Annotated in this window: 20 protein-coding genes, 1 tRNA gene and 1 pseudogene; 7 read left to right on the top strand and 15 right to left on the bottom strand. The window is 71.2% G+C overall.

The features are described 5' to 3' along the window. Positions 1-28: 28 nt before the first annotated feature. Positions 29-2,383, bottom strand: a complete 2,355-nt coding sequence (locus AB0D94_RS26830; protein ID WP_362056458.1) for an immune inhibitor A domain-containing protein — start codon at positions 2,381-2,383, stop codon at positions 29-31. Positions 2,384-2,823: 440 nt separating this feature from the next. Here AB0D94_RS26830 and AB0D94_RS26835 point away from each other — a divergent pair, with 440 nt between their 5' ends. Next, positions 2,824-3,120 carry a hypothetical protein gene (locus AB0D94_RS26835; protein WP_362056393.1) on the top strand — a complete coding sequence of 99 codons (297 nt, stop codon included), beginning with the start codon at positions 2,824-2,826 and terminating at the stop codon, positions 3,118-3,120. A gap of 226 nt (positions 3,121-3,346) precedes the next feature. Here the strand turns inward: AB0D94_RS26835 and AB0D94_RS26840 are convergent, their stop codons facing one another. Further along, a complete protein-coding gene (locus AB0D94_RS26840) occupies positions 3,347-4,090 on the bottom strand; it encodes an RDD family protein (protein WP_362056395.1) in 744 nt (247 codons plus the stop codon). Between the two features lie 89 nt (positions 4,091-4,179). Next, entirely contained in the window at positions 4,180-5,880 is a 1,701-nt protein-coding gene (locus AB0D94_RS26845) for an RDD family protein (RefSeq protein WP_362056397.1), read from the bottom strand. Between the two features lie 278 nt (positions 5,881-6,158). Here AB0D94_RS26845 and AB0D94_RS26850 point away from each other — a divergent pair, with 278 nt between their 5' ends. Next, a complete protein-coding gene (locus AB0D94_RS26850) occupies positions 6,159-6,638 on the top strand; it encodes an SsgA family sporulation/cell division regulator (protein ID WP_362056399.1) in 480 nt (159 codons plus the stop codon). Positions 6,639-6,689: 51 nt separating this feature from the next. Here AB0D94_RS26850 and AB0D94_RS26855 read toward each other — a convergent pair whose 3' ends face one another. Continuing rightward, positions 6,690-8,090, bottom strand: a complete 1,401-nt coding sequence (locus AB0D94_RS26855; RefSeq protein WP_362056401.1) for an FAD-linked oxidase C-terminal domain-containing protein — start codon at positions 8,088-8,090, stop codon at positions 6,690-6,692. 96 nt (positions 8,091-8,186) lie between these two features. Between AB0D94_RS26855 and AB0D94_RS26860 the strand changes: the two genes are divergently transcribed. After that, positions 8,187-9,746, top strand: a complete 1,560-nt coding sequence (locus tag AB0D94_RS26860) for a tetratricopeptide repeat protein (RefSeq protein ID WP_362056403.1) — start codon at positions 8,187-8,189, stop codon at positions 9,744-9,746. Between the two features lie 169 nt (positions 9,747-9,915). Here AB0D94_RS26860 and hppD read toward each other — a convergent pair whose 3' ends face one another. Then, entirely contained in the window at positions 9,916-11,070 is a 1,155-nt protein-coding gene (hppD, locus tag AB0D94_RS26865; RefSeq protein WP_362056405.1) for a 4-hydroxyphenylpyruvate dioxygenase, read from the bottom strand. A gap of 134 nt (positions 11,071-11,204) precedes the next feature. Between hppD and AB0D94_RS26870 the strand changes: the two genes are divergently transcribed. Both AB0D94_RS26870 and AB0D94_RS26875 read left to right on the top strand, forming a co-directional pair. Beyond that, a complete protein-coding gene (locus AB0D94_RS26870) occupies positions 11,205-11,681 on the top strand; it encodes an Lrp/AsnC family transcriptional regulator (protein WP_362056407.1) in 477 nt (158 codons plus the stop codon). Between the two features lie 83 nt (positions 11,682-11,764). Beyond that, positions 11,765-11,902: pseudogene (locus tag AB0D94_RS26875) on the top strand (glycine betaine ABC transporter substrate-binding protein); the annotation flags it as partial. Between the two features lie 38 nt (positions 11,903-11,940). Here AB0D94_RS26875 and AB0D94_RS26880 read toward each other — a convergent pair. Both AB0D94_RS26880 and AB0D94_RS26885 read right to left on the bottom strand, forming a co-directional pair. Continuing rightward, positions 11,941-12,738: a S16 family serine protease gene (locus AB0D94_RS26880; RefSeq protein ID WP_362056409.1), complete on the bottom strand. Its 798-nt coding sequence runs from the start codon at positions 12,736-12,738 to the stop codon at positions 11,941-11,943. Positions 12,739-13,044: 306 nt separating this feature from the next. Continuing rightward, on the bottom strand, positions 13,045-13,686 hold the full coding sequence (locus AB0D94_RS26885) for a helix-turn-helix domain-containing protein (RefSeq protein WP_007264382.1): 642 nt from the start codon (positions 13,684-13,686) through the stop codon (positions 13,045-13,047). Positions 13,687-14,063: 377 nt separating this feature from the next. Here AB0D94_RS26885 and AB0D94_RS26890 point away from each other — a divergent pair, with 377 nt between their 5' ends. Then, positions 14,064-15,068, top strand: coding sequence for a hypothetical protein (locus AB0D94_RS26890; RefSeq protein ID WP_362056412.1), 1,005 nt, complete (start codon positions 14,064-14,066; stop codon positions 15,066-15,068). A gap of 85 nt (positions 15,069-15,153) precedes the next feature. Here the strand turns inward: AB0D94_RS26890 and AB0D94_RS26895 are convergent, their stop codons facing one another. The 4 genes from AB0D94_RS26895 to AB0D94_RS26910 all read right to left on the bottom strand — a co-directional run bounded on the left by AB0D94_RS26895 (position 15,154) and on the right by AB0D94_RS26910 (position 19,163). After that, the gene (locus AB0D94_RS26895; RefSeq protein WP_362056414.1) at positions 15,154-16,938 is read right to left on the bottom strand and encodes a DEAD/DEAH box helicase; all 1,785 of its coding nucleotides are present in this window, start codon (positions 16,936-16,938) and stop codon (positions 15,154-15,156) included. 136 nt (positions 16,939-17,074) lie between these two features. Continuing rightward, positions 17,075-17,458, bottom strand: coding sequence for a type II toxin-antitoxin system death-on-curing family toxin (locus AB0D94_RS26900; RefSeq protein WP_362056416.1), 384 nt, complete (start codon positions 17,456-17,458; stop codon positions 17,075-17,077). Then, positions 17,459-17,656, bottom strand: a complete 198-nt coding sequence (locus tag AB0D94_RS26905) for an Arc family DNA-binding protein (RefSeq protein ID WP_362056460.1) — start codon at positions 17,654-17,656, stop codon at positions 17,459-17,461. 43 nt (positions 17,657-17,699) lie between these two features. Next, on the bottom strand, positions 17,700-19,163 hold the full coding sequence (locus AB0D94_RS26910; protein ID WP_362056418.1) for an MFS transporter: 1,464 nt from the start codon (positions 19,161-19,163) through the stop codon (positions 17,700-17,702). Positions 19,164-19,344: 181 nt separating this feature from the next. On the opposite strand from AB0D94_RS26910, the gene AB0D94_RS26915 reads away from it, so the two are divergent. Beyond that, positions 19,345-19,416: transfer RNA gene (locus AB0D94_RS26915), tRNA-Cys, on the top strand. 101 nt (positions 19,417-19,517) lie between these two features. On the opposite strand, the gene AB0D94_RS26920 is transcribed toward AB0D94_RS26915, so the two are convergent. The 4 genes from AB0D94_RS26920 to mycP form a co-directional block, all read right to left on the bottom strand. Then, a complete protein-coding gene (locus tag AB0D94_RS26920; protein ID WP_362056420.1) occupies positions 19,518-19,883 on the bottom strand; it encodes a hypothetical protein in 366 nt (121 codons plus the stop codon). Between the two features lie 362 nt (positions 19,884-20,245). Then, entirely contained in the window at positions 20,246-22,579 is a 2,334-nt protein-coding gene (locus tag AB0D94_RS26925; protein WP_362056422.1) for a hypothetical protein, read from the bottom strand. A 67-nt stretch (positions 22,580-22,646) separates the two neighbouring features. Further along, positions 22,647-23,069: a hypothetical protein gene (locus tag AB0D94_RS26930; protein WP_362056424.1), complete on the bottom strand. Its 423-nt coding sequence runs from the start codon at positions 23,067-23,069 to the stop codon at positions 22,647-22,649. 53 nt (positions 23,070-23,122) lie between these two features. After that, positions 23,123-24,310, bottom strand: a complete 1,188-nt coding sequence (gene mycP, locus AB0D94_RS26935) for a type VII secretion-associated serine protease mycosin (RefSeq protein ID WP_362056426.1) — start codon at positions 24,308-24,310, stop codon at positions 23,123-23,125. Positions 24,311-24,317: the final 7 nt, after the last annotated feature.

The raw sequence follows: 24,317 nt of genomic DNA on the forward strand, positions 1-24,317 counted from the left end.
TCATGCTTTGACCTGCGGTTTTGCCGAATTACTTCGAGGAGGGGCCGACCTCGAGGGTCATGACCTCACCGTCGTAGGTCTCCTTCAGGATCTTGATCTTGGTGTTGGTGTCAGTGACCTTCACCGATCCGGTCGGGTTCTCGTCGTAGAAGTACTTGCCCTTGCGGTCGTCGAAGACCAGGTTGGCCGGCTTCGGCTTCAGGAACAGCGACTCGCCGTTCTTGTGCAGGGTGAACGCGTCCGTCGAGTAGGCGCTGAAGGTCGCGTCGTACGGCTGGATCTTGTTGCGCAGCAGCGTGCCGTCCGCCCACTTCATGGGCTTCGCGTTGGCGTCGACCGGCAGGATCAGACCCTGGCCCGGGTGCTGGCTGGTGTTGTTGTCCTTCTGGGAGGTGTCCCACTGCCAGATCAGCAGACCGTCCTGGTACGGGTAGTGCTCGACCCAGTCCGGACGGGTGTTGCCGAAGCCGAAGTTGTACGGGCCCACCTTGAGGGTGGAGTCGTACGAGACGTAACGGCGGTTCTCGGCCAGGTAGTACTGCGCGTACTCCTTGGCGAAGCCGGCACCGATCCGCGAGAAGCCCTTGCCGGTCCAGCCGTTGTCGCCGTCCTCGGCGCCGTCGGTGAACAGCGTGGCGCCGTCCGCGGTGATGTTGACGGCATCGGCGGTGAAGCCCTTGCCGCCCGCGCCGCCGTCCGTCTGGTAGCGGAAGCGGAGGTCGATCTTCTTGCCCGCGTAGGCGTCGAGCGGGAAGTTCAGCGACTTCCAGGCGCCCGAGACACCGGTCAGCGACGGGCTGCCGGAGGCGTCGACCGGGAGGGCCGCGCCGTCGGCGGTGCCGGCGAGGGGCGTCCAGGTGGCGCCGCCGTCGGTGGAGGCCTCGGTGTAGAGGTAGTCGTACTCGGCCTCGATGTCCCACCAGCCCTTGAGCGACAGGGCCGCGGAGGACTTGCCGGTCAGGTCCACGGAGCGGGTGAGGGTGTTCTTGAGGTCGTCACCCATGTTGCTCCACCACTGCGAGGAACCCTCGGCGGGAGCGACGACGTCCGTCTGGACCTTCTTCTTCGGCAGCTCGACGACCAGCGCCTGCTTGTCCTTGGTGTTGTACTCCGCGACGCCCAGCTTGTGGGTGGACTTCGTCGCGGCCTTGGCCGTGTCGTAGTTCAGCCAGCCCAGCTGGAGCTTGTCCCAGGCCGTCATGTCGCCCGGGAGGTCGCCTATGGAGTCCTGGCCGGTGCCGAGCCAGGAGCCCGCCGACATCAGGGACCAGAAGCCGACGCCGTTCTCGCCGCCACCGGAGGTGTCGTACAGGTCCGGGAGGCCGAGGTCGTGGCCGTACTCGTGCGCGAAGACGCCGAGGCCGCCGTTCTCCGGCTGCATCGTGTAGTCGCCGACCCAGATGCCGGTGTCACCGATCTGGGTGCCGCCGGCCTTGTTGTTCTCCGGGCCGGTCTTGCCCGCCTGGGTGCCGTACGCGTACCAGCGGTGCGCCCACAGCGCGGTGGTGCCCTGCACGCCGCCGCCGGCCGACTCGTCCTCGCCCGCGTGGACGATCTGGAAGTGGTCGATGTAGCCGTCGGCCTCGTTGAAGTTGCCGTCGCCGTCGAAGTCGTAGCGGTCCCACTGGTCGTACTGGGCCAGCTGCGCCTTGATCTCGGCGTCGGTCTTGCCCGCCTTCTTCTGAGCCTCCGTCCACGCGAGGACGCCGTCCTTGACGGTGTCCCACACGTTGGAGCAGTTGGTCTGGCCGCAGTAGTTCGAGCCGTAACGACCCTCGTTGTACGGGACCTTGACCCAGTCGGAGACCTCGCCCTCGACCGAGTAGCGGCCCGAGGAGGTCTTCTCGTAGTAGGTCTTCAGCGAGTGCTTGCCCTGGCCGGTACCGAAGTACAGGTCCTGGAAGTAGTCGCGGCTGAAGTCCTTGCGCCAGGCGGTGCTGTTGTCCTTGGCGCGGTCCGGCTGGGCGATCGTGTTGTGCAGCGGACCGGGGGTGCCGCCGTACTTCTGGACCGGGGGCTGGGGGCCCTCCGGGCCGTCCGGGTCGTGCATGGTCGTGGTGTCGACCTGGTCGCCGAACTCGACGAGGATCGTGAAGATCTTGTCGGTCTTCTCGCGGCCGAGCTCGACGTACTTCTTGTCGTCGAGCTTGACGACCTTCGAGGCGCCGCGCTGCTCGACGTCCTTCTTGCCCTGCAGGACCTGCTCCAGGGCGGCCTCGCGCTGCTGCGCCTGCTGCTCGCTGAACGGGCCTTCGAGGTCGTGCTTGACGTGCTCCTTCGACGGAGCCGTCGGGTCCTGCCGGTCGGCGACGGGCGGCGCGGACGAGCCCGGGTCGGCCTGGGCCGTGGTCATGAAGGCGCCGGAGGCCGCGGTGGCGGCCAAGGTCACGCCGATGGCGGCGCCACGCAGAGCGCGGCGCCGTGCGGAGTTGCTGGTCACTTGATGTCGTTCCCCTCCCGCGGCCGCAACGTAGGTCGGAACGTCTCCATAGGAGCGGGGGGTTCCGCGCGGCGCGCGTCTCAAGTGACGACATTTGACCGGAGAGAACAAAGAAAAGACAGACCTTGACTTGTTCCTTACAACTGCACTATGCGGTAGGCGAGTTCCGCTATCCGGACGTTCCGCTGCCATATGGGGCGAAGGACGCTTCCCGACCCCCGTCACGGCGCGAAGGAATGACCCCGTGCGCCCCCTGTGCTCCGGCACCGTGGGTAAGGTCACGCTTACCGGCGGTTCCGCTCGGGCATCCCAGGTCCTAGAGTCACTTGACGCGCGACCTAGTTGAGCCGACTCCCCCTCCCGCCTTGAGGACGGATATCGCCATGCCGCGTCCGACTGCCGCACAGCTCGCCTACGGGTCCGCCACCGTCGTCGTCTCGACGATCGCCATGCTGCTGCTCTCGAAGACGAGCACCGGCCTGGGCGTCGCGGTCATCTCCGCGGCCGCCCTCGCCCTGGGCCTGCTCGTCGCCGTCACCGTGCCGGCCCCCAGGCGCCGCGGCCGCCACGCGGCCCGTACGCGGTCCACCGCGGCCCCTGCGGACACGGCCGGAGCGACGGACGGCGCCCGGGTGCCCGATCCCCGGACGGCCGGCGCCGAACACCCCGTGCACCATTGAGACGTTCGTCACGCACTTGCTCCGCGCCGCGCGAAATCGGCTGAAAACAGACGTGGTTCACCGCCCCGCGACGGGGGCGGCCGACGCGAAGCGGCGCGGGCGGCCTCCCCGTGGGGAAGCCGCCCGCGCCGCGACGTGCCGCGCGCCTGCCGGTCCGCGCGCCCTGTGTGTCTTTGTGTCTGCGTGACTGCGTGACTGCGTGACTGCGTGACTGCGTGACTGCGTGCTAGCCGGACTGGACCACCACCGTCTTGCCCACCTTGTCGTGCAGGCCCTGCTTGTAGGGCTTGTCGACGAGGATCGAGATGACCAGCGCGATCGGCCACAGGCAGAAGCAGCAGATCAGCGTGGGCAGCCAGAGCATGGCGGCGCGGCCCAGGGCGGCGTTGGACTGCGGGACGCTGCCGTCGTTGAGCATCGCGACGCGCAGGCCCAGCGCCTTCTTGCCGACCGTCTGGCCGTTCTTCTTGGTGAAATACCAGTCGTAGCCGACGTACGCGACGATCGAGATCAGCGTCATGATCAGGCCGCTCCCGCTGTAGGAGCGGGTGATGACCTCGCTGATGTCCTCGCCCTCGTTCGTCTCGACCATGTACCGCTTCGTGCCGAACGCCAGCTGGATGAGGAACAGCGGCACGGCGATGATCAGCACGTCGATGATGCGCGCGGCGAGCCGCTTGCCGAAGTCGGCGAGCGGGGGCATCCCGGCGAGCGGATCGGGCATGCCGTAGCCGCCGCCACCGCCGTACGGGTCCCCGCCGCCGCCGTAGGGGGGCGGCGGGGGCGGATACCCGCCTGCTCCGCCGCCGCCCGCACCGCCCGGGGGCGGAGGAGGCGGATACCCGCCCCCGCCGGGAGGCGGTGAGCCGTACGGCGATCCGCCTCCCGGCGGGGGTGTCGGTTCCTGGGGCTTCTTGAGGAACGGGTCGTCCTCGGGCCTCTCGCCCGGCGGCGGCTGGTCGGTACTCATGGCCCGAGTCGAACCCGGCTCCGGTACCCCCGCAACGGGAACGCGTCCGTTCGGGGGTCCGGGCGGGCCCGGGGGGCCCAAGAGACGCCCTAGCGGGCCACGTACGTCTTCGCCGCCTTGTCGTGCCAGGCCTGGCGGCGCGGCCGGTCCACGAGGCACCACAGGCTGCCGGGGAGGCCCAGGAAGGCGTACACCAGCCAGCGGCGCAGGGCGGCGCCGAAGGTGGGCGGGCGCAGGGTGGCGGTGGCCAGTACGCGGACACCGAGCAGCTTCTTGCCGGGGGTGCGGCCCCAACGGGCGGTGGGCAGGGCCTCGTAGAAGACCCCGAAGAGCAGGACCGCGCCGAGGACCAGCCCGAGGTGGCCGGCGATGGTGGCGTCCACCAGCCAGACGGTGGTGGCGCGGCCGCTGCCCCGGGCCACGTCCACCTTGGCCTGGACGTGGGCGGTGGCGGCGGGGAGGAGCGGCCAGGCGGCCCCGGCGGCGACCGCGGCGAGGACGAGGGAGTCCAGGAGGCGGGCCATGGCCCGGCGCGGCAGCCCCGCCGGGCGTACGGCGCGCTCCGCCATCCGCTCGAACACGGCGCGGGCGGTGGTCTGCGGGCGGGCGGCCGGGGAGGCGGCAGCCGGGGCTGCGGCCTCGGCGGCCTTGGGCACCGACGGGCGGACTCCGGCGGGCCGGGGCGCCCGCACCTCCACCGGGGGAGCCTCGTCCGGCTCCGCGGCCGTGTGGCGGGCGGGCTCCGGGGCAGCGCGACGGGCGGGCTCGGGGGCCGCGCGTCGGGCCGGCTCGGGGGCCGCACGTCGGGCCGGCTCGGGGGCCGCACGTCGGGCCGGCTCGGGCGTCCGCCCGGCGGTGCGGGAGCCCGGGGCGGGGCGCGGCGGGACCCAGTCCTCGGCCTCGGCCGCGCGTGCCGCGTCTGGCGCCCGTCCGGCCCCTGGCGCCTGTGCCGCCTCGGAAGGCACGGCCGGTGCGGCCGGCGCGGCCTGCGCAGCCGGGGCGGCGGTCGCGCGCGGGGCCGCCTCGGGCCACGAGGACGTGATCCCGGACCCGCCCCCGGAGCCCCCGGGGGCGTCGGGCCACGCAGGGGCGGGCGCGGCCGCCGCCGCCGGGGCCGGAGCCGGGGCAGCCGCGGCCGGGGAGCGGGCGGACAGGATGCCCTGGGCCTGGGCGGGGAACCGCGTCGCCGGAGCCGCCGCGGCGGCGGCCGTACGGGCCAGCGAGATCCCCGCCGGACGGGCGGTCCCGTGCTGCCCGGCCGGATGCCCGGCGGCGGCATGCCCGGCCGCGAGCCCCGGCTCGTGCTGCCCGGCGGCATGCCCCGACCCCTGCTGCCCGGCCGCTTGCCCCGACCCGTGCGGCCCGGCGGCAGCGTGCCCGGCCACCTGCTCCTCCCCCTGCTGCCCGGCCCCGTGCCGCACCGCCTCGGGCTCCGCGGGGCTGCCCCACGACACCCGGTGGTCTCGCGGCCCGCCGAAGCCGGCCTGGTGGGCGGGGTCGGCCTGCCACACCACCGGCTCGGGCTGCCGTGCGGGTTCCGGTTCGGGCTCCGGTCCGCGCAGCAGCCCGGTCGCGGAGGTGCCGTCCAGGAACACCGGACCCGTCTCCTCGGCGGGAGCCGGAGCGGGAGCGGGAGACACGGCAGGCGCAGCAGGCACGGCCGGCGCGGGGCGACTCGTACCCGGAACCCAGGACGCGCCGTTCCAGTACCGGACGTACCCGGGGATGGACGGATCCGGGTAGTAGCCCTCGCGGGCGGCGTGCTCGCCGTCACCAGGGGAGGCCGTCAATGTCCCCAACTCCGATCGTGGCTTGAGGCTTGTGCAGGGGAGGACCATAGCCAAGAACCGCCACCCGACAGGTCCGGTAACGGGAGAATGCAAGCCTTCGGGCGAACCCCGGGCCATACGACTGTTTCCGGTCACCCGACAGAAATCAGCCAATCTCTCTTTCCCTGCCAGAAGTCGCGTCATACCCCGGCACCCCGGAGCTCTCTCCGGGTGTGGGGCGCGATCCGGCCCCGCACACCGAAGCGAAGCGCACACGAGCGCACCGAAGTGAGGCCGTCATGCACCACCCCGTCATCGAGCGCGAGCTGGAACTCAAGCTGGTCCTGTCCCCCGAGCGCAGCGTCCCCGTCCCCGCCCGGCTCCTCTACCTCACGGACGACCCGTACGCCGTCCACATCACCTTCCACACCGGTTCGAGCACCCCGGTCAACTGGACCTTCGCCCGCGAACTGCTGGTGGAGGGCGTGTTCCGGCCCTGCGGCCACGGCGACGTCCGGATCTGGCCCACGAAGGTCGACAATCGGTCCGTGCTCTGCATGGCGCTCAGCTCCCCCGACGGCGACGCCCTGCTGGAGGCCCCCGCCCCCTCCGTGTCGGCCTGGCTGGAGCGGACCCTGCGCATCGTGCCGCCCGGCACCGAGGCCGAGCGGCTCGGCCTGGACGCGGCGCTGGCCGAGCTGCTCACGCCGACCCCGGCGGACGATCTGTGGCTGCGCGACCCGTGGCCGTCGGACGAGTCGTCCGACGGGGACCTGTGAGGGCGGGCGTACGGGCCGCGCGCCGCGGGCCGCGGGCCGGGGCGGCGTACGTCAGAAGAGCTTGCCGGGGTTGAGCAGGCCCAGCGGGTCGAAGGCGTGCTTGACGGCGCGCTGCATCTCCAGTCCCACCGGGCCGAGTTCCCGGGCCAGCCACTCCTTCTTCAGGATCCCGACCCCGTGCTCGCCGGTGATCGTCCCGCCCAGTTCCAGTCCCAGCGCCATGATCGCGTCGAAGGAGGCGCGGGCCCGGCGCGTCTCGTCCTCGTCGGCCGGGTCGAAGCAGACGACCGGGTGGGTGTTGCCGTCGCCCGCGTGCGCGCAGACCCCGATGAGCAGGTCGTGCGTCCGGGCGACGGCGGCCGTCCCGTCCAGCATCTCGGCGAGCCGGGAGCGCGGTACGCACACGTCGTCGATCATCGTGGCCGGGCGCAGGGTCTCCAGGGCGGTCAGCGACATCCGGCGGGCCTGGAGCAGCAGTTCGGACTCCGCCTCGTCCTCGGCGGGGACGACGGCGGTGGCCCCGGCGGCCGTGCACAGCTCCCCCACGGCCGCCAGCTCCTCGGGGGCGTGCGGGCTGTCGAAGGCGGCGAGCAGCAGGGCCTCGGTGGTGTCGGGCAGGCCCATCTTGCCGAGCGCATTGACGGCGCGGACGGTCGTACGGTCCATCAGTTCCAGCAGGGAGGGCGTCAGTCCGGCCTCCATGACGGCGCAGACGGCGGCGCAGGCGGCCGCGGCGGAGGGGAACTCGGCGGCCAGCGCGAGCTGCCGGGGCGGCGCGGGCCGCAGGGCGAGGACGGCCTGGACGACGACGCCGAGGCTGCCCTCGGAGCCGACGAAGAGCCGGGTGAGGTCGTATCCGGCGACTCCCTTGGCGGTACGCCGGCCCGTGCGCAGCAGCCGCCCGTCGGCGAGGACCACGTCGAGGCCGAGGACGTACTCGGCGGTGACCCCGTACTTGACGCAGCACAGGCCGCCGGAGGCGGTGCCGATGTTGCCGCCGATGGTGCACTGCTCCCAGCTGGAGGGGTCGGGCGGGTAGTACAGGCCCTGTTCGGCGACGGCCCGCGAGAGCACGGCGTTGACCACGCCCGGTTCGACGACGGCGATCCGGTCGACGGGGGAGATCTCCAGGATCCGGTCCATCTTGACGAGCGAGAGCACGATGCAGCCGTCGGAGGCGTTGGCGGCGCCCGACAGGCCCGTACGGGCTCCCTGCGGGACCACGGGGACCCGTAGGGCGGTGGCGGTGCGCAGGACGTGCTGGACCTGTTCGACGGTGCGGGGCAGGACGACGGCGGCCGGGGTGCCGGCCGCGCAGAAGCCGGCCATGTCGCCGGCGTAGGAGGCGGTCACCTGGGGGTCGGTGAGCAGGGCCTCGGCCGGGAGGCCCGCCAGCAGGCGCGCGTGGAGTGCGGCGGAGGGAGAGGGGTGGGTGGAGAGATCGTCATCCATGGGCTCAGCGTGGCAGCCGGGGCCATCGGTGTGAACACGCCCGCGCCCCTCTTCGGACACCTCGGCGAGCTCTTCATATTGACGCACAGTGACCCCATGCACCGTTTCGACCGTATCGACGAGGAAGCGCAGCAGCCGGCGCCGCCCGTGACCTTCACCGGCCGCAAGACGCTCGTGGCGGCCGCGGTGGCGGTGGTCCTGATCGCCGGGGCCTTGCTGATCCGGCCGGCCCGCACCGGCGACGACGCCCGCCCGCCGGGGCCGAGCGAGCGGGCCGCGTCGGCGGTCGGCATGGGTGCGCCCGCGGCGGCGGTGGACCTGACGGCCCTGATGGCGGACCGGGAGAAGTGGCTGGCGCAGCACGGGGACGACGACGCCTCCTGGGCGGTCCTGGGCTCCGCGTACCTGGAACAGGCGCGGCGGACCGCGGATCCGGGCTGGTTCCCGAAGGCGGAGAAGGCGCTGAAGCGGTCGCTGGAGGTCCGGCCGGCCGAGAAGGGCAACTTCGACGCGATGACGGGCATGGGCGCGCTGGCCAACGCCCGGCGGGACTTCGGCACGGGGAAGAAGTGGGGCGAGCTGGTACGGGCGCAGGCGCCGCAGCGGTGGACGGCGTACCCGGTGCTCGTGGACGCGTACACCGGCCTCGGCGACTACAAGGGCGCCCAGAAGGCGATGGAGCGGCTGCTGGAGCTCCACCCGGGCCTCGCCGGGTACCTCCGGGCCTCCCAGGTCTACCGGGACCGCGGCTGGCGCGAGGACGCGGCGATGTCGATGGAGCACGCGGCGGGCGCGGCGAAGACCCCGGCGGAGAAGGCGTACACGCTGTTCCGGCTCGGTGAGCTGTCGTGGGAGCGGGGCGAGACGGCGGAGGCGCTGCGGCAGTACGAGGGCGCGCTGCGCACGGACCCGGCGCAGGCCCAGGCGCTGGGCGGCCGGGCCCGGGCGCTGGCCGCGCTGGGGCGCGGCGGGGAGGCGGTCCGGGACTACCGGATGGCGCTGGGGCGGACCCCCGAGCCGCGCCTCGCGCTGGAGCTCGGCGAGCTGCTGGAGTCGATGGGGCGCGGGGAGGAGGCGCGTACGCCGTACGACATGCTGGGCGCGCTGGTCGCCCGGGCCGGCACGAACGGGGTCGACGACGACGTGGTGCTGGGCCTGTACGAGGCGGACCACGGCGATCCGGGGGCGGCGGTGCGGCGGCTGTCGCAGGAGTGGTCGCGGCACAAGAGCGTGCAGGTCGCGGACGCGCTGGGGTGGGCGCTGCACAAGGCGGGCGAGGACTCGGCGGCGCTGGAGTACGCGAAGAAGGCCACGGAGCTGGGGCTGCGGAGCGCGGATTTCGCGTATCACCGGGCGATGATCGAGCGCGCCCTGGGCGACGAGGCGGCGGCCCGCCGCCACCTCCAGGAGGCGCTGCGGACGAACCCGCACTTCTCCCCGCTGCGGGGGCCGCTGGCGAAGCAGGCGCTGGCGTCGATCGGGCAGCCGCCGCCGGGGGGTCCGGAGAACCTCCAGCCGGCCACTCCGTGGGTGGCGCCGGAACTCCCGAAGGCGGCGAAACCCGTGGCGAAGCCCGTGGCGAAGCCGAAGCCGCCTGCCGAGCCGCCTGCGGCGAAGCCGACCCCGAAGCCCAGCCCGGCTCCCTCGTCCCGCTGACGGCGGCCGCGCCTCGATCCCTGGCCGGGCTCAAAGACCGGGGCTCCGCCCCGCACCCCGCGCCTCGAACGCCGGCGGGGCTGGAATTGCCGCTGCGCGGCAACCCAGCCCCGTCACGGGCACGACCCGGCCCCGCCGGCGTTCGAGGCGCGGGGTCCGGCTGCGCAACCTACAGGTTGCCGCGCTTCTCCTGCTCGCGCTCGATCGCCTCGAACAGGGCCTTGAAGTTGCCCTTGCCGAAGCCCATGGAGCCGTGGCGCTCGATCATCTCGAAGAAGACCGTCGGCCGGTCCTGCACCGGCTTGGTGAAGATCTGCAGCAGGTAGCCGTCCTCGTCGCGGTCGACGAGGATCTTCAGCTCGCGCAGGGTCTCGACCGGCACGCGCGTCTCGCCCGCCCACTCGCCGAGCGTGTCGTAGTACGAGTCCGGGGTGTCCAGGAAGCTGACGCCGGCCGCCCGCATGGAGCGGACCGTGGCGACGATGTCGTTCGTGGCCAGCGCGATGTGCTGGACGCCCGCGCCGCCGTAGAACTCCAGGTACTCGTCGATCTGCGACTTCTTCTTCGCGATCGCCGGCTCGTTGATCGGGAACTTCACCTTCAGGGTGCCGTCCGCGACCACCTTCGACATCAGCGCCGAGTACTCGGTCGCGATGTCGTCGCCCACGAACTCCTTCATGTTCGTGAAGCCCATGACCTTGTTGTAGAAGGCGACCCACTCGTTCATGCGGCCGAGCTCGACGTTGCCGACGCAGTGGTCGATGGCCTGGAAGGTGCGCTTGGCCGGGGGCTCGACGATCGGGTCGGCGGCGACGAAGCCGGGCAGGTACGGGCCGGAGTAGTCGCGGCGCTCCACCAGGGTGTGGCGGGTCTGGCCGTAGGTGGCGATGGCGGCCAGTACGACCGTGCCGTGCTCGTCCTTGACCTCGTACGGCTCGTCCAGGCCGCGCGCGCCGTGCTCGACGGCGTACGCGTAGGCCGCGCGGGCGTCCGGGACCTCGATGGCGAGGTCGACGACGCCGTCGCCGTGCTCGGCGACGTGCTCGGCGAGGAAGCGGCCCCGGTCCGTCGTGGCCTTGATGACGGAGGTGAGGACGAAGCGCGCGCCGCCGTTGGACAGGACGTAGCTGGCCGTCTCGCGGGTGCCGTTCTCCGGTCCGGAGTAGGCCACGAGCTTCATGCCGAAAGCGGTCGAGTAGTAGTGCGCGGCCTGCTTGGCATTGCCGACGGCGAAGACGACCGCGTCCATGCCCTTCACCGGGAAGGGGTCCGCCTCACGCGCGGTGTGGTGGGCGGTGTCGGGGTTCACCAGAGACTCAGTCATGAGCGCAGAGTCCCGCCGATCCACAAGCTGCGCAATAGTTTCCATTTTTGCTGTACAGACTGCCCAGGACGGGCGGAGGATGGCTGAGAGATCTGTGCACTATGACCATCTCCCAGCGCCCCCGGAGGCATCCCATGGGAATCGACGACCTGGATGGCCGGCTCATCGTCCTGCTGGCCCGCGAGCCCCGGATCGGGGTCCTGGAGGCCTCCCGGCGGCTCGGCGTGGCGCGCGGGACGGCGCAGGCGCGGCTGGACCGGCTTCAGTCGAACGGAGTCATCCGCGGGTTCGGGCCGCAGGTCGATCCGGCGGCCCTCGGGTACCCGGTGACCGCCTTCGCCACGCTGGAGATCAAGCAGGGCCAAGGGGTCGACGTACGGGCCCACTTGGACGGCGTACCGGAGGTGCTGGAGCTGCACACCACCACCGGGCACGGGGACATGCTGTGCCGGCTGGTGGCCCGGTCCAACGCCGACCTCCAGCGGGTGATCGACCGGGTCGTCGGTTTTGATGGGATCGTTCGGGCTTCGACGGCGATCGTCATGGAGAATCCCGTACCCCTGCGGATCATCCCCCTGGTCGAACAGGCGGCCGAGGACGACACCCGCTGAGGCGGAGGCGAGGCCGACGCGAGGCCGCACGGCGCCCCACGGGGCCGCAGGCGGCCGGACGCGGGCGGACACACAGGACGAGGCTGCTGAACCCGGTGACGAAGAAACTGACGACCGAGGTGGCGCGGGAGCTGAACGCCAAGGTGGATGTGGAAGGGCAGGACCCGCACCGGGTCGCGAAGGACTGGCTGGTCCAGGAGGGCTTCATCAAGGAGGGCTGATCGAAGGAGGGCTGATCGCCTCCGGTGGGGCGGGCCCGTCAGCAGGACGGGACGGCCTCGCCCTTGTTCAGCGCCCGCAGGGCGTCCACCGCCCCGGTCAGCGTGGTGACGGGGACCAGCCGCAGCCCCGCGGGGAGTTCGGACTGCGCGTCCGCGCACTCCGCCGCCGGTACGAGGAACACGCTCGCCCCGTCGCGGTGCGCCGCCTGCGTCTTCAGGGCCACCCCGCCGACCGCGCCGACCGCGCCGTCCGGGCTGATGGTGCCCGTACCGGCGACGGTGCGCCCGCCCGTGAGGTCGCCGCCGCTGCCGTCACCGTCGAGCTTGTCGACGATGCCGAGGGAGAAGAGGAGGCCGGCGCTGGGACCGCCTACGTCGGCGAGGTTGAGGTCGACCTTCACGGCCTTGGGGTCCTTGTGGAGATATCCGAGGGCGGCCTCGGCGGCGGTCGACTGCGACCTGGTCATTTCCTCCAGGTTGTGCTCCTCGATCTGCTCGGTCGTCTGCCCGGAGGGGTAGATGGCCTCCTTGGGCATGACCGCCCGGTCGGCCCGGAACCAGCTGTCGACGAGCTCGCCCAGGTCCACCTTCTCGGAGGGGCCCGGGGCCTGGATGGTCGTCATGAGGAGCCGCCCCTTGGGCTCCCGGACGGGGGCGCCGGTGATGCTGATGACGTTCTTGCCGTCCCGGGCCCCGAGCACGTCGGCCGTGAGCCCCGGCTGGGCCAGCACGAAGGGCAGCGGCGCGAACCCCGCGACGGCGACCAGGCCGACCACGGGCACGGCACAGACAGCCAGGGCAACGGGACGCGGCAGACGTGTGAGGCGTGAGAGCACCCGGCCAATCTATCCCCCGCCACCGCGGCCCGGCCCGCACACCCTCCGGCCCCGCCGGTAGGCGCGGGGGCGCACGCCGCCAGCCCCGCGGGCACACCCTCCACCCCGCGGGCACATCTCCAGCCCCGCCGGCGCACTTCCAGCGCCGCCGCCACATCTCCAGCCCCGCCGACGTTTGAGGCGCGGGGGCCCGGGGGCAGCGCCCCCGGCAACGGCGCCGCACCCTGAACCAGCCCGGCGGCGGCAGCGAAACGGCAACGGCGCCGCACCCGAAAGCGCACCGGCAGCGAAACGGAAACGGCCCGGCTAGCGCAGCGCGTCGGCGACCTCCCGCGCCGCGTCGACCACCCGCGGCCCGACCCGCTCCGGCACGGCATCGGCCAGCATCACGACGCCGACGCTGCCCTCCAGCCCGGTGATGCCCACGAGCGGCGCGGCAGCGCCACTGGCGCCCGCTTCGAGCTCCCCGTGGGTGAGGGTGTAGCCCGGCTCGATCAGGGAGCCCTGGCGGGCGGCCAGGATGGCCCGTCCGGCGGCCCCGCGGTCCAGCGGGTGGCGGAAGCCGGCCCGGTAGGCCACGTGGTAGTCCGTCCAGGTCGGCTCCACCACGGCCACGGCGAGCGCCTCGGTACCGTCGACGAGGGTCAGGTGCGCGGTGGCACCTATGTCCTCGGCGAGGGACCGCAGCGCGGGCAGGGCCGCCTCGCGTACGAGCGGATGCACCTGTCGGCCCAGCCTCAGCACTCCGAGCCCGACCCGGGCCCGCCCGCCGAGGTCACGGCGGACCAGGGCGTGCTGTTCCAGGGTGGCGAGGAGCCGGTAGACCACGGTGCGGTTGACACCGAGGCGGTTGGAGAGCTCGGTGACGGTCAGACCGTGGTCGGTGTCGGCGAGCAGTTTGAGGACTCTGAGCCCTCTGTCGAGAGTCTGGGAGGTTTCCGCGGTCACGACGCCTCTCCCTCTTTCGGTGGGCGGCGGTGACTCTCGGGGTGGCACGCCGCCGGTCCCGCGGCAGCGCACGGAGAGGCCGCCGGTAGCGGCCATGGCACCGGCTGCGCTCCCGCGGCGGCGCTGCCACGGTGCGTTCGATGCGGGGACATTAGCGAGCGGGTCCGCTGAGCGGAAGGGCTCGTCCAGAATCCGGGCGCCTGCTACCCGTTTATGCCGGTTGATGATCGCACCGGTGTCAATTCGTGACCTCAAATTCCACACAGGGCCTTTACAGGCCCATTACTCTGAGCGCGTTCAAAAAGATATTCGACAGGCCCTGGGGGGGACGTGCTCACGTGCGGCGCCCAGTGCCGCACGGAGGGATTCACCCACCCATGAACTTCAAGCGTCTGGCCGTCGTGGCTGCCGCCGCTGTCGTCGGCCCCTCGGTCCTGATGGCCACCCCCGCCATGGCCGACGAGGCCCAGAACCCGGCGGTCTCCACCCCGGACACGGCCCCCAAGGACGACTCGGCCCCCGCCGAGGCCCCGGCGGCCGAGACCCCGGCGAAGGAGGCCCCGGCCGCGGAGAAGCCCGCCGCCGAGCAGCCCGCCGCGGAGGCCCCGGCCGCCCCGGCCCCGGTCGTCCCGGTCCTGCCCCCCGTCGACGCCCCGGCTCCGGCTCCGGCCCCGGTCGTCCCGCCGGTCGCCGAGACCGACGAGGACCTGGAGTGGGACGAGAACCTGGTCGCCACGGGTCCGAAGCTCGGCCTGAACGGCGTCCCGTCCACCTTCAAGGCGGGCGGCGACTGGACGAAGTTCACGGTCTCCATCGACAACACCAAGGGCAAGCCCCAGGCGAGCTACGTGCTCGTGCTGGCCGTCGCCAACGAGAGCCTCGAGCTCCAGGGCGACGACGTGCGGGTCCAGGTGTTCTTCAATGGCGCCTGGCACGACGTCGAGATCATCGGCGACGGCGGCACCCCCGTCGCCCTGCTGACGGACGACCTGGCGATCCCCAACAACGCCAAGCTGGACCTCCAGGTCCGCGTGAAGTTCAACGCGGGCGCCCCCGCCGGCGAGATCGCCATCGCGGTGGCCGGCGGCAGCAACGAGGACGAGGACGTCTGGTCCGACACCGTCTGGACCGAGTCGAAGATCGTCAAGGGCGGCAACACCACCAAGCCCAACGGCGGCTCCAAGCCCGTCGAGCAGGCCGGCCACGTGACCACCCCGAACAGCGGCTCCGGTTCGACCGGCACGGTCAACACCGCCGGCCAGCTCGCCGAGACCGGCTCCGACGCGGCGACCTCGTGGGCGCTCGGCGCGAGCGGCGTGGCCCTGGCCATGGGTGCGGCCCTCGTCGCGGGCACCGGCCGTCGCCGCCGCCCCACCGCGTAACGGCGTAACCGCGTAACCGCGCATAGAAGGGGAACGGGGTCCGTGCGAACCTCCGCACGGACCCCGTTCCGCATTCCGGATGAACTCACCGCATCCGGGTGGCCCACTCCTGGACCTTCTTGATCCGCTCGCGCAGCTGTCCCGCCGTCGCCTCCGCGCTCGGCGGGCCGCCGCACACCCGGCGCAGCTCCGTGTGGATCACCCCGTGCGGCTTGCCGCTCTGGTGGACGTAGGCGCCCACCATCGTGTTCAGCGACTTGCGCAGCTCCAGCAGCTCCTTGTGGGAGACCACCGGCCGCCGGTCGGCGGGCAGCTCCAGCAGGTCGGCCTCCGCGTCCGGCTTGCGCCGGCTGTGCGCGATCTGCCGCGACTGGCGCTTCTGCAGGAGCATCTGCACCTGGTCCGGCTCCAGCAGGCCGGGGATGCCGAGGTAGTCCTGCTCCTCCTCGCTGCCCGGGTGTGCCTGCATGCCGAACTCGGCGCCGTCGTAGAGGACCCGGTCGAAGACCGCGTCGGACTCCAGCGCCTCGAAGGACATCTGCTCTTCCTCGCCGGTGTCCTCGTCCTCCTGCTTGTTCGCCTCGTCCATCTCCTTCTCGGACTCGGCGTACGGATCCTCCTCGCCCTGCTTCTTCGGCTTGTCGAGGACGTGGTCGCGTTCGACCTCCATCTCGTTGGCGAAGCCGAGGAGATAGGGAATGGTCGGAAGGAACACGGACGCCGTCTCGCCGCGCCTGCGCGATCGTACGAAGCGTCCGACGGCCTGGGCGAAGAACAGCGGGGTGGAGATGGTCGTCGCGTACACGCCGACCGCCAGCCTGGGGACGTCGACGCCCTCGGACACCATGCGGACCGCGACCATCCAGCGGTCCTCGTTCGCACTGAAGTCGTCGATCCGCTTCGACGCGCCGGTGTCGTCGGACAGGACGACGGTCGCCTTGGTGCCGGTGATCTCGCGGATCAGCTTGGCGTACGCGCGCGCCGAGTCCTGGTCGGAGGCGATGACCAGCCCGCCCGCGTCCGGGATGCCCTTCCTGACCTCCGTCAGCCGCTGGTCGGCGGCGCGCAGCACGTTCGGCATCCAGTCGCCGCGCGGATCCAGCGCCGTACGCCAGGCCTGCGAGATGGCGTCCTTGGTCATCGGCTCGCCGAGGCGGGCGGCGATCTCGTCGCCCGCCTTGGTGCGCCAGCGCATGTTGCCGCTGTAGGAGAGGAAGATGACCGGCCGCACGACTCCGTCGCCGAGCGCGTTGCCGTAGCCGTAGGTGTAGTCGGCGGACGACCGGCGGATCCCGTCGTTGCCCTCCTCGTACGCGACGAAGGGGATGGGGTTGGTGTCGGACCGGAAGGGGGTGCCGGTCAGCGCCAGACGCCGGGTCGCCGGGTCGAACGCCTCCAGGCAGGCCTCGCCCCAGGACTTCGAGTCACCGGCGTGGTGGATCTCGTCGAGGATGACGAGGGTCTTGCGCTGCTCGCAGCGGTTGCGGTGCAGCATCGGGCGCACGCCGACACCGGCGTAGGTGACGGCGACCCCGTGGTAGTCCTTGCTGAGCGGTCCCGCCGAGTACTCGGGGTCCAGCCGGATGCCTATCCGGGCCGCCGCGTCCGCCCACTGCTTCTTCAGGTGCTCGGTGGGGGCGACGACGGTCACCTGCTGCACCACGTGGTGGTGCAGCAGCCAGGAGGCGAGGGTGAGCGCAAAGGTGGTCTTGCCGGCGCCGGGCGTCGCGACCGCGAGGAAGTCCCGCGGTTGCGTCTCGATGTAACGGTCCAGCGCTCCCTGCTGCCAGGCGCGCAGCTTGCTCGCCGTACCCCACGGGGCACGGCCGGGGAAGGCGGGTGAGAGGTGGTGGGAGGCGGTAGTAGTCACGGTCTCCGGTTCGGGCTCTCGGCGTACTCGCGTACTGGTACGGGCAGTCGTACGTAGGACAACCGGGCCACCCTACCGGGACGGGCCCGCCCCTCGTGGAGGGACGGGCCCGTGACCTCGGGCGGTGCGGCGAGCGTCACATCGCTTCGTGCAGCGCCCGCAGCCGACGCGCGATCTGCGCCACGTCCTCGAGGCTGCCGGTCGCCACCTCGATCACCAGCTTGTACGACTCGTCCTGATCGACGTCGATCATTTCGGTCCCGTTGAAGTCGAGGAACACGACGGTGCACATCCACGCCATGCGCTTGTTGCCGTCCACCAAGGGGTGGTTGACGGCGAGCGACTGGAGCAGCGCGCCGGCCTTCTCAAACAGGTCCGTGTACGCCTCGACCCCGAACATCTGGGACTGCGGCCGGTGCACGGCGGAGCTGAGCAAGCCCAGGTCGCGGACCGCGACCTGCTGTCCCGCCATGGCGAGCTCCGCCAGGTCCAGGGCTTCCTGGACGGTCAGGTACTTCACTCACTCCCCCAGGCGGCGCAGCAGGTCGGCGTGACCCTTGGCGTACTTCTCGCCCAGCCGGCGGACCGTCTCGCGGTCCGCCTCCTGTTCGAGGTAGCGGTCGATCGCCTGAAGCACTATGGCGTGCATGCTGCGGCCCTCTTCCTCAGCGCGGATCTTGAGGGCCTCTTGCTGGTCGTCGCGGAGACGCAGGTTCATCGCCATACCAAAACGGTACCACCTCGGTGGGGCCACGGTGGTACTACTCTGCGGCGGACGCAGGGGCCGGCTCCAGCCGTGTCGCGACCCAGGCCCCCACCAGCGCCACGCAGGCCATCGGCAGGAACACGACCACGAACGCGGCGGGATGCGAGGCCGTCCCCCCGGCGGTGACGGCGTGCGCGGCCCCCACCGTGCCCCCGCCCAGCGCGGCGAAGGCAGCCCCGCCCGCCGCCAGCAGGACGACGTTGGCCAGCGCGTCCGAGATCTGCAGCGACGCGGAGTTGGCCCCCACCTCCTCCGGAGCCGACAGCTTCAGCAGCAGCACGCTCGTCGAACCGATCACCAGGCCCATGCCCAGGCACCCCACCGCCCAGGCCAGCGCCAGCGTCCACACCGGCACCGACTCGATGAGCACGGCCGGAGCCGCGGCCACGGCGGCGGCCACCAGCACCATCCCCACCACCATCAGCCGCTCCCGGTACGGCGCCACCCGCCCCTTGGACTGCACCCACGAGCCGCCCGCCCAGGTCACCCCGCCCAGCGCCAGCGAGAACCCGGCCATGGTCGGGCTAAGCCCCCGCTGGGTGACCAGCATCAGCGGTACGAAGCTCTCCGCCGCGATGAACGAACCCGCGGCCACCCCGCGCAGCAGCACCACCGACGGCAGGCCGCGCCGCGCCAGGTAGGTCCCGCGCGGCAGCAGCCCCAGCACGGCCGGCACCAGCAGGGCCGCGCCCACCGCGGCCGGCAGCAGCGACAGCCACCGCAAGTCCTGCGCGGCGTACTGGAGCAACCCGGCCCCGGCCGAGATGCCGAAGGCCAGCCGGATCCGCCGCCGGTCGAAGGCCACCCCCTCGCCGCCCACCGGCCCGGAGGCGGCCCGCCGTATGGCCGGCAGCGCGACGACGAGCGGCACCACGACCAGCACGGGTATGCCGAGGAACACCCACCGCCAGCCGAGGTGTTCGGTGACGGTCCCCGAGACCAGCGGTCCGACGATCGACGGCACCACCCAGCTCGCGGCGAAGGCCGCCATGATCGCGGGGCGCAGCCGCTCCTCGTAGGCCCGGCTGACGACCACGTACAGGGCGACGATCACCAGCCCGCCGCCGAAGCCCTGCACGGCCCGGCCGAGCACGAACACCCACATCGTGCCGGCGGTGCCCGCGAGCACGAGTCCGGCCGCGAAGGCCGCGATCCCGCCGGTCAGCGGCCGCAGCGGCCCCTCCCGGTCGGCCCACTGCCCGGACAGCACCATGCCGAAGAGGCTGGTGGTGAAGTAGGCGGAGAAGGCGAAGGCGTAGAGTCCGATCCCGTCCAGCTCCCGGGCGGCGACGGGCATGGCCGTACCGACGGCGGTGGCCTCGAAGGCGATCAGAAAGATGACGGAGATGATCCCGACGCTGATTGTCCGGTACGCGGGGCCGAGGATGGAGGCGGGTGACGGGGTCGGCGGGACCGGTGCGGTCTTCTCGGGCACGCGGGGTTCGAGGGGGGCGCTCATCGCCCCAGCGTAAGGTGCGTACCCGTGCCGCGACCCTGTCAATTCGACCGATCCTGCACTCGGTCCGCAGACCTAGGACGCCGGGGACTGTGAACGCGGCATGGCAGTCGTATTGCGGCGCCCGCGCATCCCTTCCCCTCACCGGCGGCCGGCCGTACGGTCGTGCACATCACCACCCCACAGCCGTGTGCCCGAGTGGTTGAGGGACTCGCCTGCAAAGCGAGTTACGCCGGTTCGATTCCGGTCACGGCTTCGAGGCGGGCCGCTCAGGGCCAGGCGCTCCCTGAGCGGCCCCCGCCACGCCCAGCGCCCTCCGGCCGGGTCCCGCCGCTCCGGATCCCGCTGGGCGGGGCCTCACGGGCTCGGGCTGCCGCTGGGCTTCGGGCTCGCGGTGGGGACGGGCTCCGGCAGGCCCGCCGCGTCCGCGGGCAGACCACCGTCGTTCACGCAGCCCAGCTCCTTGGCGACGGCCAGCGCCGCGGAGTGGGTGACGGCCCGGTAATCCTGAGCCGGAACGGCTTCACCTTCGCTCTCGCCCGTCCGTGCCTGGAAGGCCACTGTGATCTGCAGAGGTATGTCCTGAGTCGAGCCGACTCGGGAGCTGACGCAGTCGAAGGTGAGGTCGACGTCCTTCCTCCGCACGGAGAGGTGCGCGTCCCCTGCGCCCACGCCCGGGAGGTCAGCCGGAAGCGCGGCATGCTTGCTGTAGGCAGTGAACATCAGTCGCACCGTGCGGTTGTGAAACCCTGCGGAACCCGAGACCTTGCATACCGGCTGGGGCATGTCCGGGATCTTCTTGCCTGCCTGGTACGCCTTCTCCATGGCCTGCGCGACTGCTCGGACGTCCGCGCCCCTGTCCTCGTCCGGCACCTGAAAGTCAGTGGACTGGAGCACCCGCTCCAGAGCCTGCCCACCCTGACCCGTGAAGAGCCCGGCACAGGCCTCCCCAGCGGTGAACAGTCTCGGAGCCGTAGAGCGCGGTGGCTGCTCCGGTTCCACGGTGGAGCAACCGGCAGCCGCCATACCGAGGACGGCGAGTGCGACAGCGGGAGTAGCCAACGGCCATCGCATCCGCTTGGGATTCACTTGGCGCCCTTCGTCTGCGGCTCGTGCCCCTGCTGCCGGGCGGTGGAGTTGCCGGTCTCGTATCCGACACGCATCGACTCGACGAAGTCGTTGCCGAAGTCGCTGTTCGGATCGACGTTGTGCCGCCTCATGAACTCCTTCATCGGCGCCTCCGCGCTGTGCTCGCCAGCCTGGAACATGGACTTGTTGCTGTCGTGCGTCTCGCCCTCGCTCTTGTCCTTGTGCTTCTCCACGGCCTTGTCCGACCACTCGCCGATGACCTGCGAGGCGGCCTGCTCCACGGCGCCGCTGCCGAGGTCCACGGCCATCGGCACCAGGACCGCCGCCGCGCCCGCCGCGGCCACCGTGGCGGGCAGGAAGGCGACACCGGCCGCAATGGCGGACGTCGTACCGAATTCGACCCAGGCGGACTGCTTCTCGTGCGCCTTCTCGTATTCCTCGTGCTTCTTCTCCCCGACCCCCTTGACCTGCTCCGCCCTGGACTCGTCGAGGATCCCCTGCACCTCGGCGGTCGTACGGATGGCCGCCCTCGCCTTGCCTTCATCGATCTTGCCCTCGTGCACGCCCTGACTCTCCAGAACGCTCGCGGAATAGACGCGTTCCGCAGTGGACACCGTGGCGTAGGCGTCAGGGTGCTGCCCGAGCGCCGCGAGCAGGTCACGAGCCTCTTCGCGCCCGATGTCCGTGTGTGCTTGATTCTCACCGTGAGAATCGGTGAAGACGCTCTGCTTCGGATCGGTGGCCAGCGCGGCGTTGACGTCGTCGATGTAGCCGGCCGTCATCCGGCCCAGGCTGTCGGCAAGGGCCTCGTGCTGCTTGAGCAGCCCCGCGTCACCGCCGTACTGCGCCACGACCGACCTCATGATCTTCGCGGTGTCCTCGCTCCGCTTCAGCTCCGGTGACGGATCATCCCAGGCGTGGCCGAGCGTCGCGGCTTCCAGGGCGTGTCCGAGGGCATCGGGCATGTGCTGCTTCGCCTTCTCCGCACCCTTGGCATCCAGGTCGTGGGAGTCGTTCAGGCTCTCGTACTTCTCGTGAGCGAAGTAGTCCAGGTAGTTCGTGACGTCCTTGCCGAGGTTCGGTACGCCCGCCTTTACCGTCCCGTCCTGGTTGTAGGCGACCAGGTCCGTCTTTTCGCGCTTGAAGAACTCCGTTGCCGCTTCCGGGCTGTGCCCCAGCGCCTCCAGGAAGCTGTTCACGGGGTCGAAGCCGGCGCCGCTCCCGCCGGAAGGGTTGAACTGCGTCGGATTCCAGCCGTTGACGGCCTTGTTCTGGAAGAAGAACTGCTTGTCCTTCGCCTGGACCTGGGTGGCGTGATCCGCGATGGGGACGAGGAAGCGGGCGTCGTAGTTCCCGTACCGCATGATGCCGCCGAGGATCTGGTAGCCGAACGGATGGTTCCCGTCATGCGGCACTAAGGGGATCCGCTCCGTCCCCAGACGCCTCAGGTCCTGGGCGAAACGGTCCGGAAGGTGCCGTGGGTGATCGGGGTCGGTGGCGGTCGCGAGGTTGAGGCCCAGGTTCTTCTGCAAGTCCTGGATGTCCGTGAGGCGCTGCGGGTCGTAGCCCCGGGCGCCGGTGTCGACGGAGAGCTGCCCGAAGAACTCGAGCGTGCCCTTCGGACCGAGCGCCTCGTAGAACGCGGTCGAGAACTCGGGGTTGGCCTGGTTGTCACTCAGCAGTTCGTTCAGCTCCACGAGCTCGTCGTGGCTGAGCGCGCGTCCCTTCTTCGCGAGTTCGGTGGCCCGGCCGGCCTGCTCGGCGTCGAGGCTGCCGTACTTCGGCCCGCTGAAGTCGTGGCCGTCGGTGACGTTGGCGCCGAGCATGCGGGCCAACGACTGGTCGACGTCGTCGCAGTTGTCGATGATGGCGTCGATCTTCTGCTGCCACAGGGCCCGGTTCTCGCGCAAGGACTGCTGGTAGTCGGGGTCGTGGCGCGCCGCGTTCCGGTCGCCCTCCGTCGCGAGCGGGATCGCGGAGACCCGGCCGGCCGCGTCGACCTGGAAGCCGGCGGCGGGGGCCTCCTCGCCGGCGATCTTCTTCAGCTGCTCCTTGGACGACCTGATGACGGCGAGGCCCTCGGTCAAGGCCTTGTGGACGCCCTTGGCCTCCTTGGCCGCGTCATCGAACTCCTTGGCCGTCTTGGTGACGAACTCCCGCCCCACGCCGGCCGTGACCCCGCTCCACTCGGCCTTGTCCGCCTTGGCCTTCATCCCGTTGCGGGCCACCTCGGCCAGCTCGTCCAGCTTGTCGGCCATCGCCTTCCAGTCGGTGGCGGCCGTCTGGAGCTTGTCGACCGGTGCGTTGATCACGTTCTCGTACGTCAGCACGTGCCGTTACGCCTTCCTGTTACCGCGCGCCAGCGCTCTTCAGGGATGCCGCAGAGTCAGCTACTTGCTACTTGAGGTACTTGTCGATCGCGGCGCTGGTGAAGTCCGCCACGAGGTGCTGCTCGTCCTTGGAGTGCGAACGGACGGAGTAGTTCAGGCCGTTGGAGATGTTCGCGCAGGCGGCCACGAGGGTCTTCACCTGGCTCTCCCAGAGGTTGTTGACCTTGAGCAGGGCGGCCCCGCTCGCGAAGCCCTCCTTGCTGAGGGCGCCCGCGGCATCGGCGGTCGCGGTGGCGGCGTGCTTGCCGTCCGTCTGCAGCCGGGAGTGCAGCTTGTACGCCTCGGAGCCGATGCCGCCGATGTGGTCCTGGTTCAGCTCCAGGTCACCGGTGCCGCCACCGCCGGGATCGGCGGGGACCTGGTTGAGCCGCATGGATACGTTGGCCGTGGCGGAGGCGCGCGCCGCCGACCATTCCTCGTCGAACGACATCGCGTGCACTCCCGTGTCAGGTGGGGCCGGATGGACCGATCAGATCGAGTCGGTCAGCGGTTGGTGCGCCGTACGACAACTGCGGTGACGGCTCCGCCGATCAACAGGCAAGCTCCCAGACCGAGGCCGATCCAGGGGAGCATGCTGCCCTCGTCCTTCTTCTTCGCCTCGGCCTGGGGAGCGGGCGCGGGCGTACCGGACGCCGGGCCCTTCCCGTCCGGGGAAGCGGACGGGGACTTGGCCGCGTCGGCGGCGGCGAGGTCGGGCAGCGGGAACACGTCCGCCGGACCGGGGTCGCCGGGGGTCGGCACGGCGATACGGGGCCGGACTACGCCGTAGCCGACGTAGTCGTTGCGCTCGGCCCCGTCGACGGGCTTCCCGGCGGTGTTCAGCAGGACCCGCAGTACCTGGTTGTTGGTCCAGTCGGGGTGCGCGGACCAGAGCAGGGCGGCGGAGGCGGAGGTCAGGGCGGTGGCGTCGCTGGTGCCGTGACTCTTACACAAGCCCGTTTTGCCGCCACAAGCCGTGACGATGTCGATCCCCGGGGCAGACATGTCGATCTGCGGCCCATGCTGCGATTCTTTGGTCGGTTCACCAGCGGCGTCCACAGCTCCGACGCCGATCACTCCGGGCGTCGCCGCAGGATAAAGAACCTTGTTGAGGGTATCCCCGTCATTACCGGCGCCAGCGAAGATCAGCTTCCCCTTAGAAAGCGCATACTTCACCGCCTCACGGCGCGCTTCGTCCTCCTTGGGTGTACCAGGAAGGGCCAGGGAGATATTAATGATCTTGGCATCAGAATCCGCCGCATACCGGATAGCCGCGACCCACGACGGGGTCAGCAGACTTGTCTCCTTGGGCACACGGATCGGAAGAATCTTGGCACCCGGCGCGAGCCCAAATGCTCCGTCTCCACTGGGATGCTTTCCACTGGCTGCGATCAGTGCTGCCATGCTGGTGCCATGACCATCCACGTCTGCGCGTTCGTCGCCCTCGATGTCATCCGCCATGAAGTCCTTACCTGGTAGGACTTGTCCTTCCAGTTCCGGAATGCGGTCGACACCTGTATCGATCACCGCGACGGTGATGCCCTTACCCGTACTGATCTTCCAAACATCGTCAGCCTTCATGGCGTCGAGATGCCACTGCTGCGATCGAATGGTGGCCGCGTGGGCCGGGGTCGCGGCGACCCCGGCCAGCAGCAGACCCACCAGGGCCGAGGTCGCCTTGCGCATGCGCATCCCGTGC

It is taken from the genome of Streptomyces sp. NPDC048255 (assembly GCF_040652415.1).
Classification (GTDB): Bacteria; Actinomycetota; Actinomycetes; order Streptomycetales; family Streptomycetaceae; genus Streptomyces.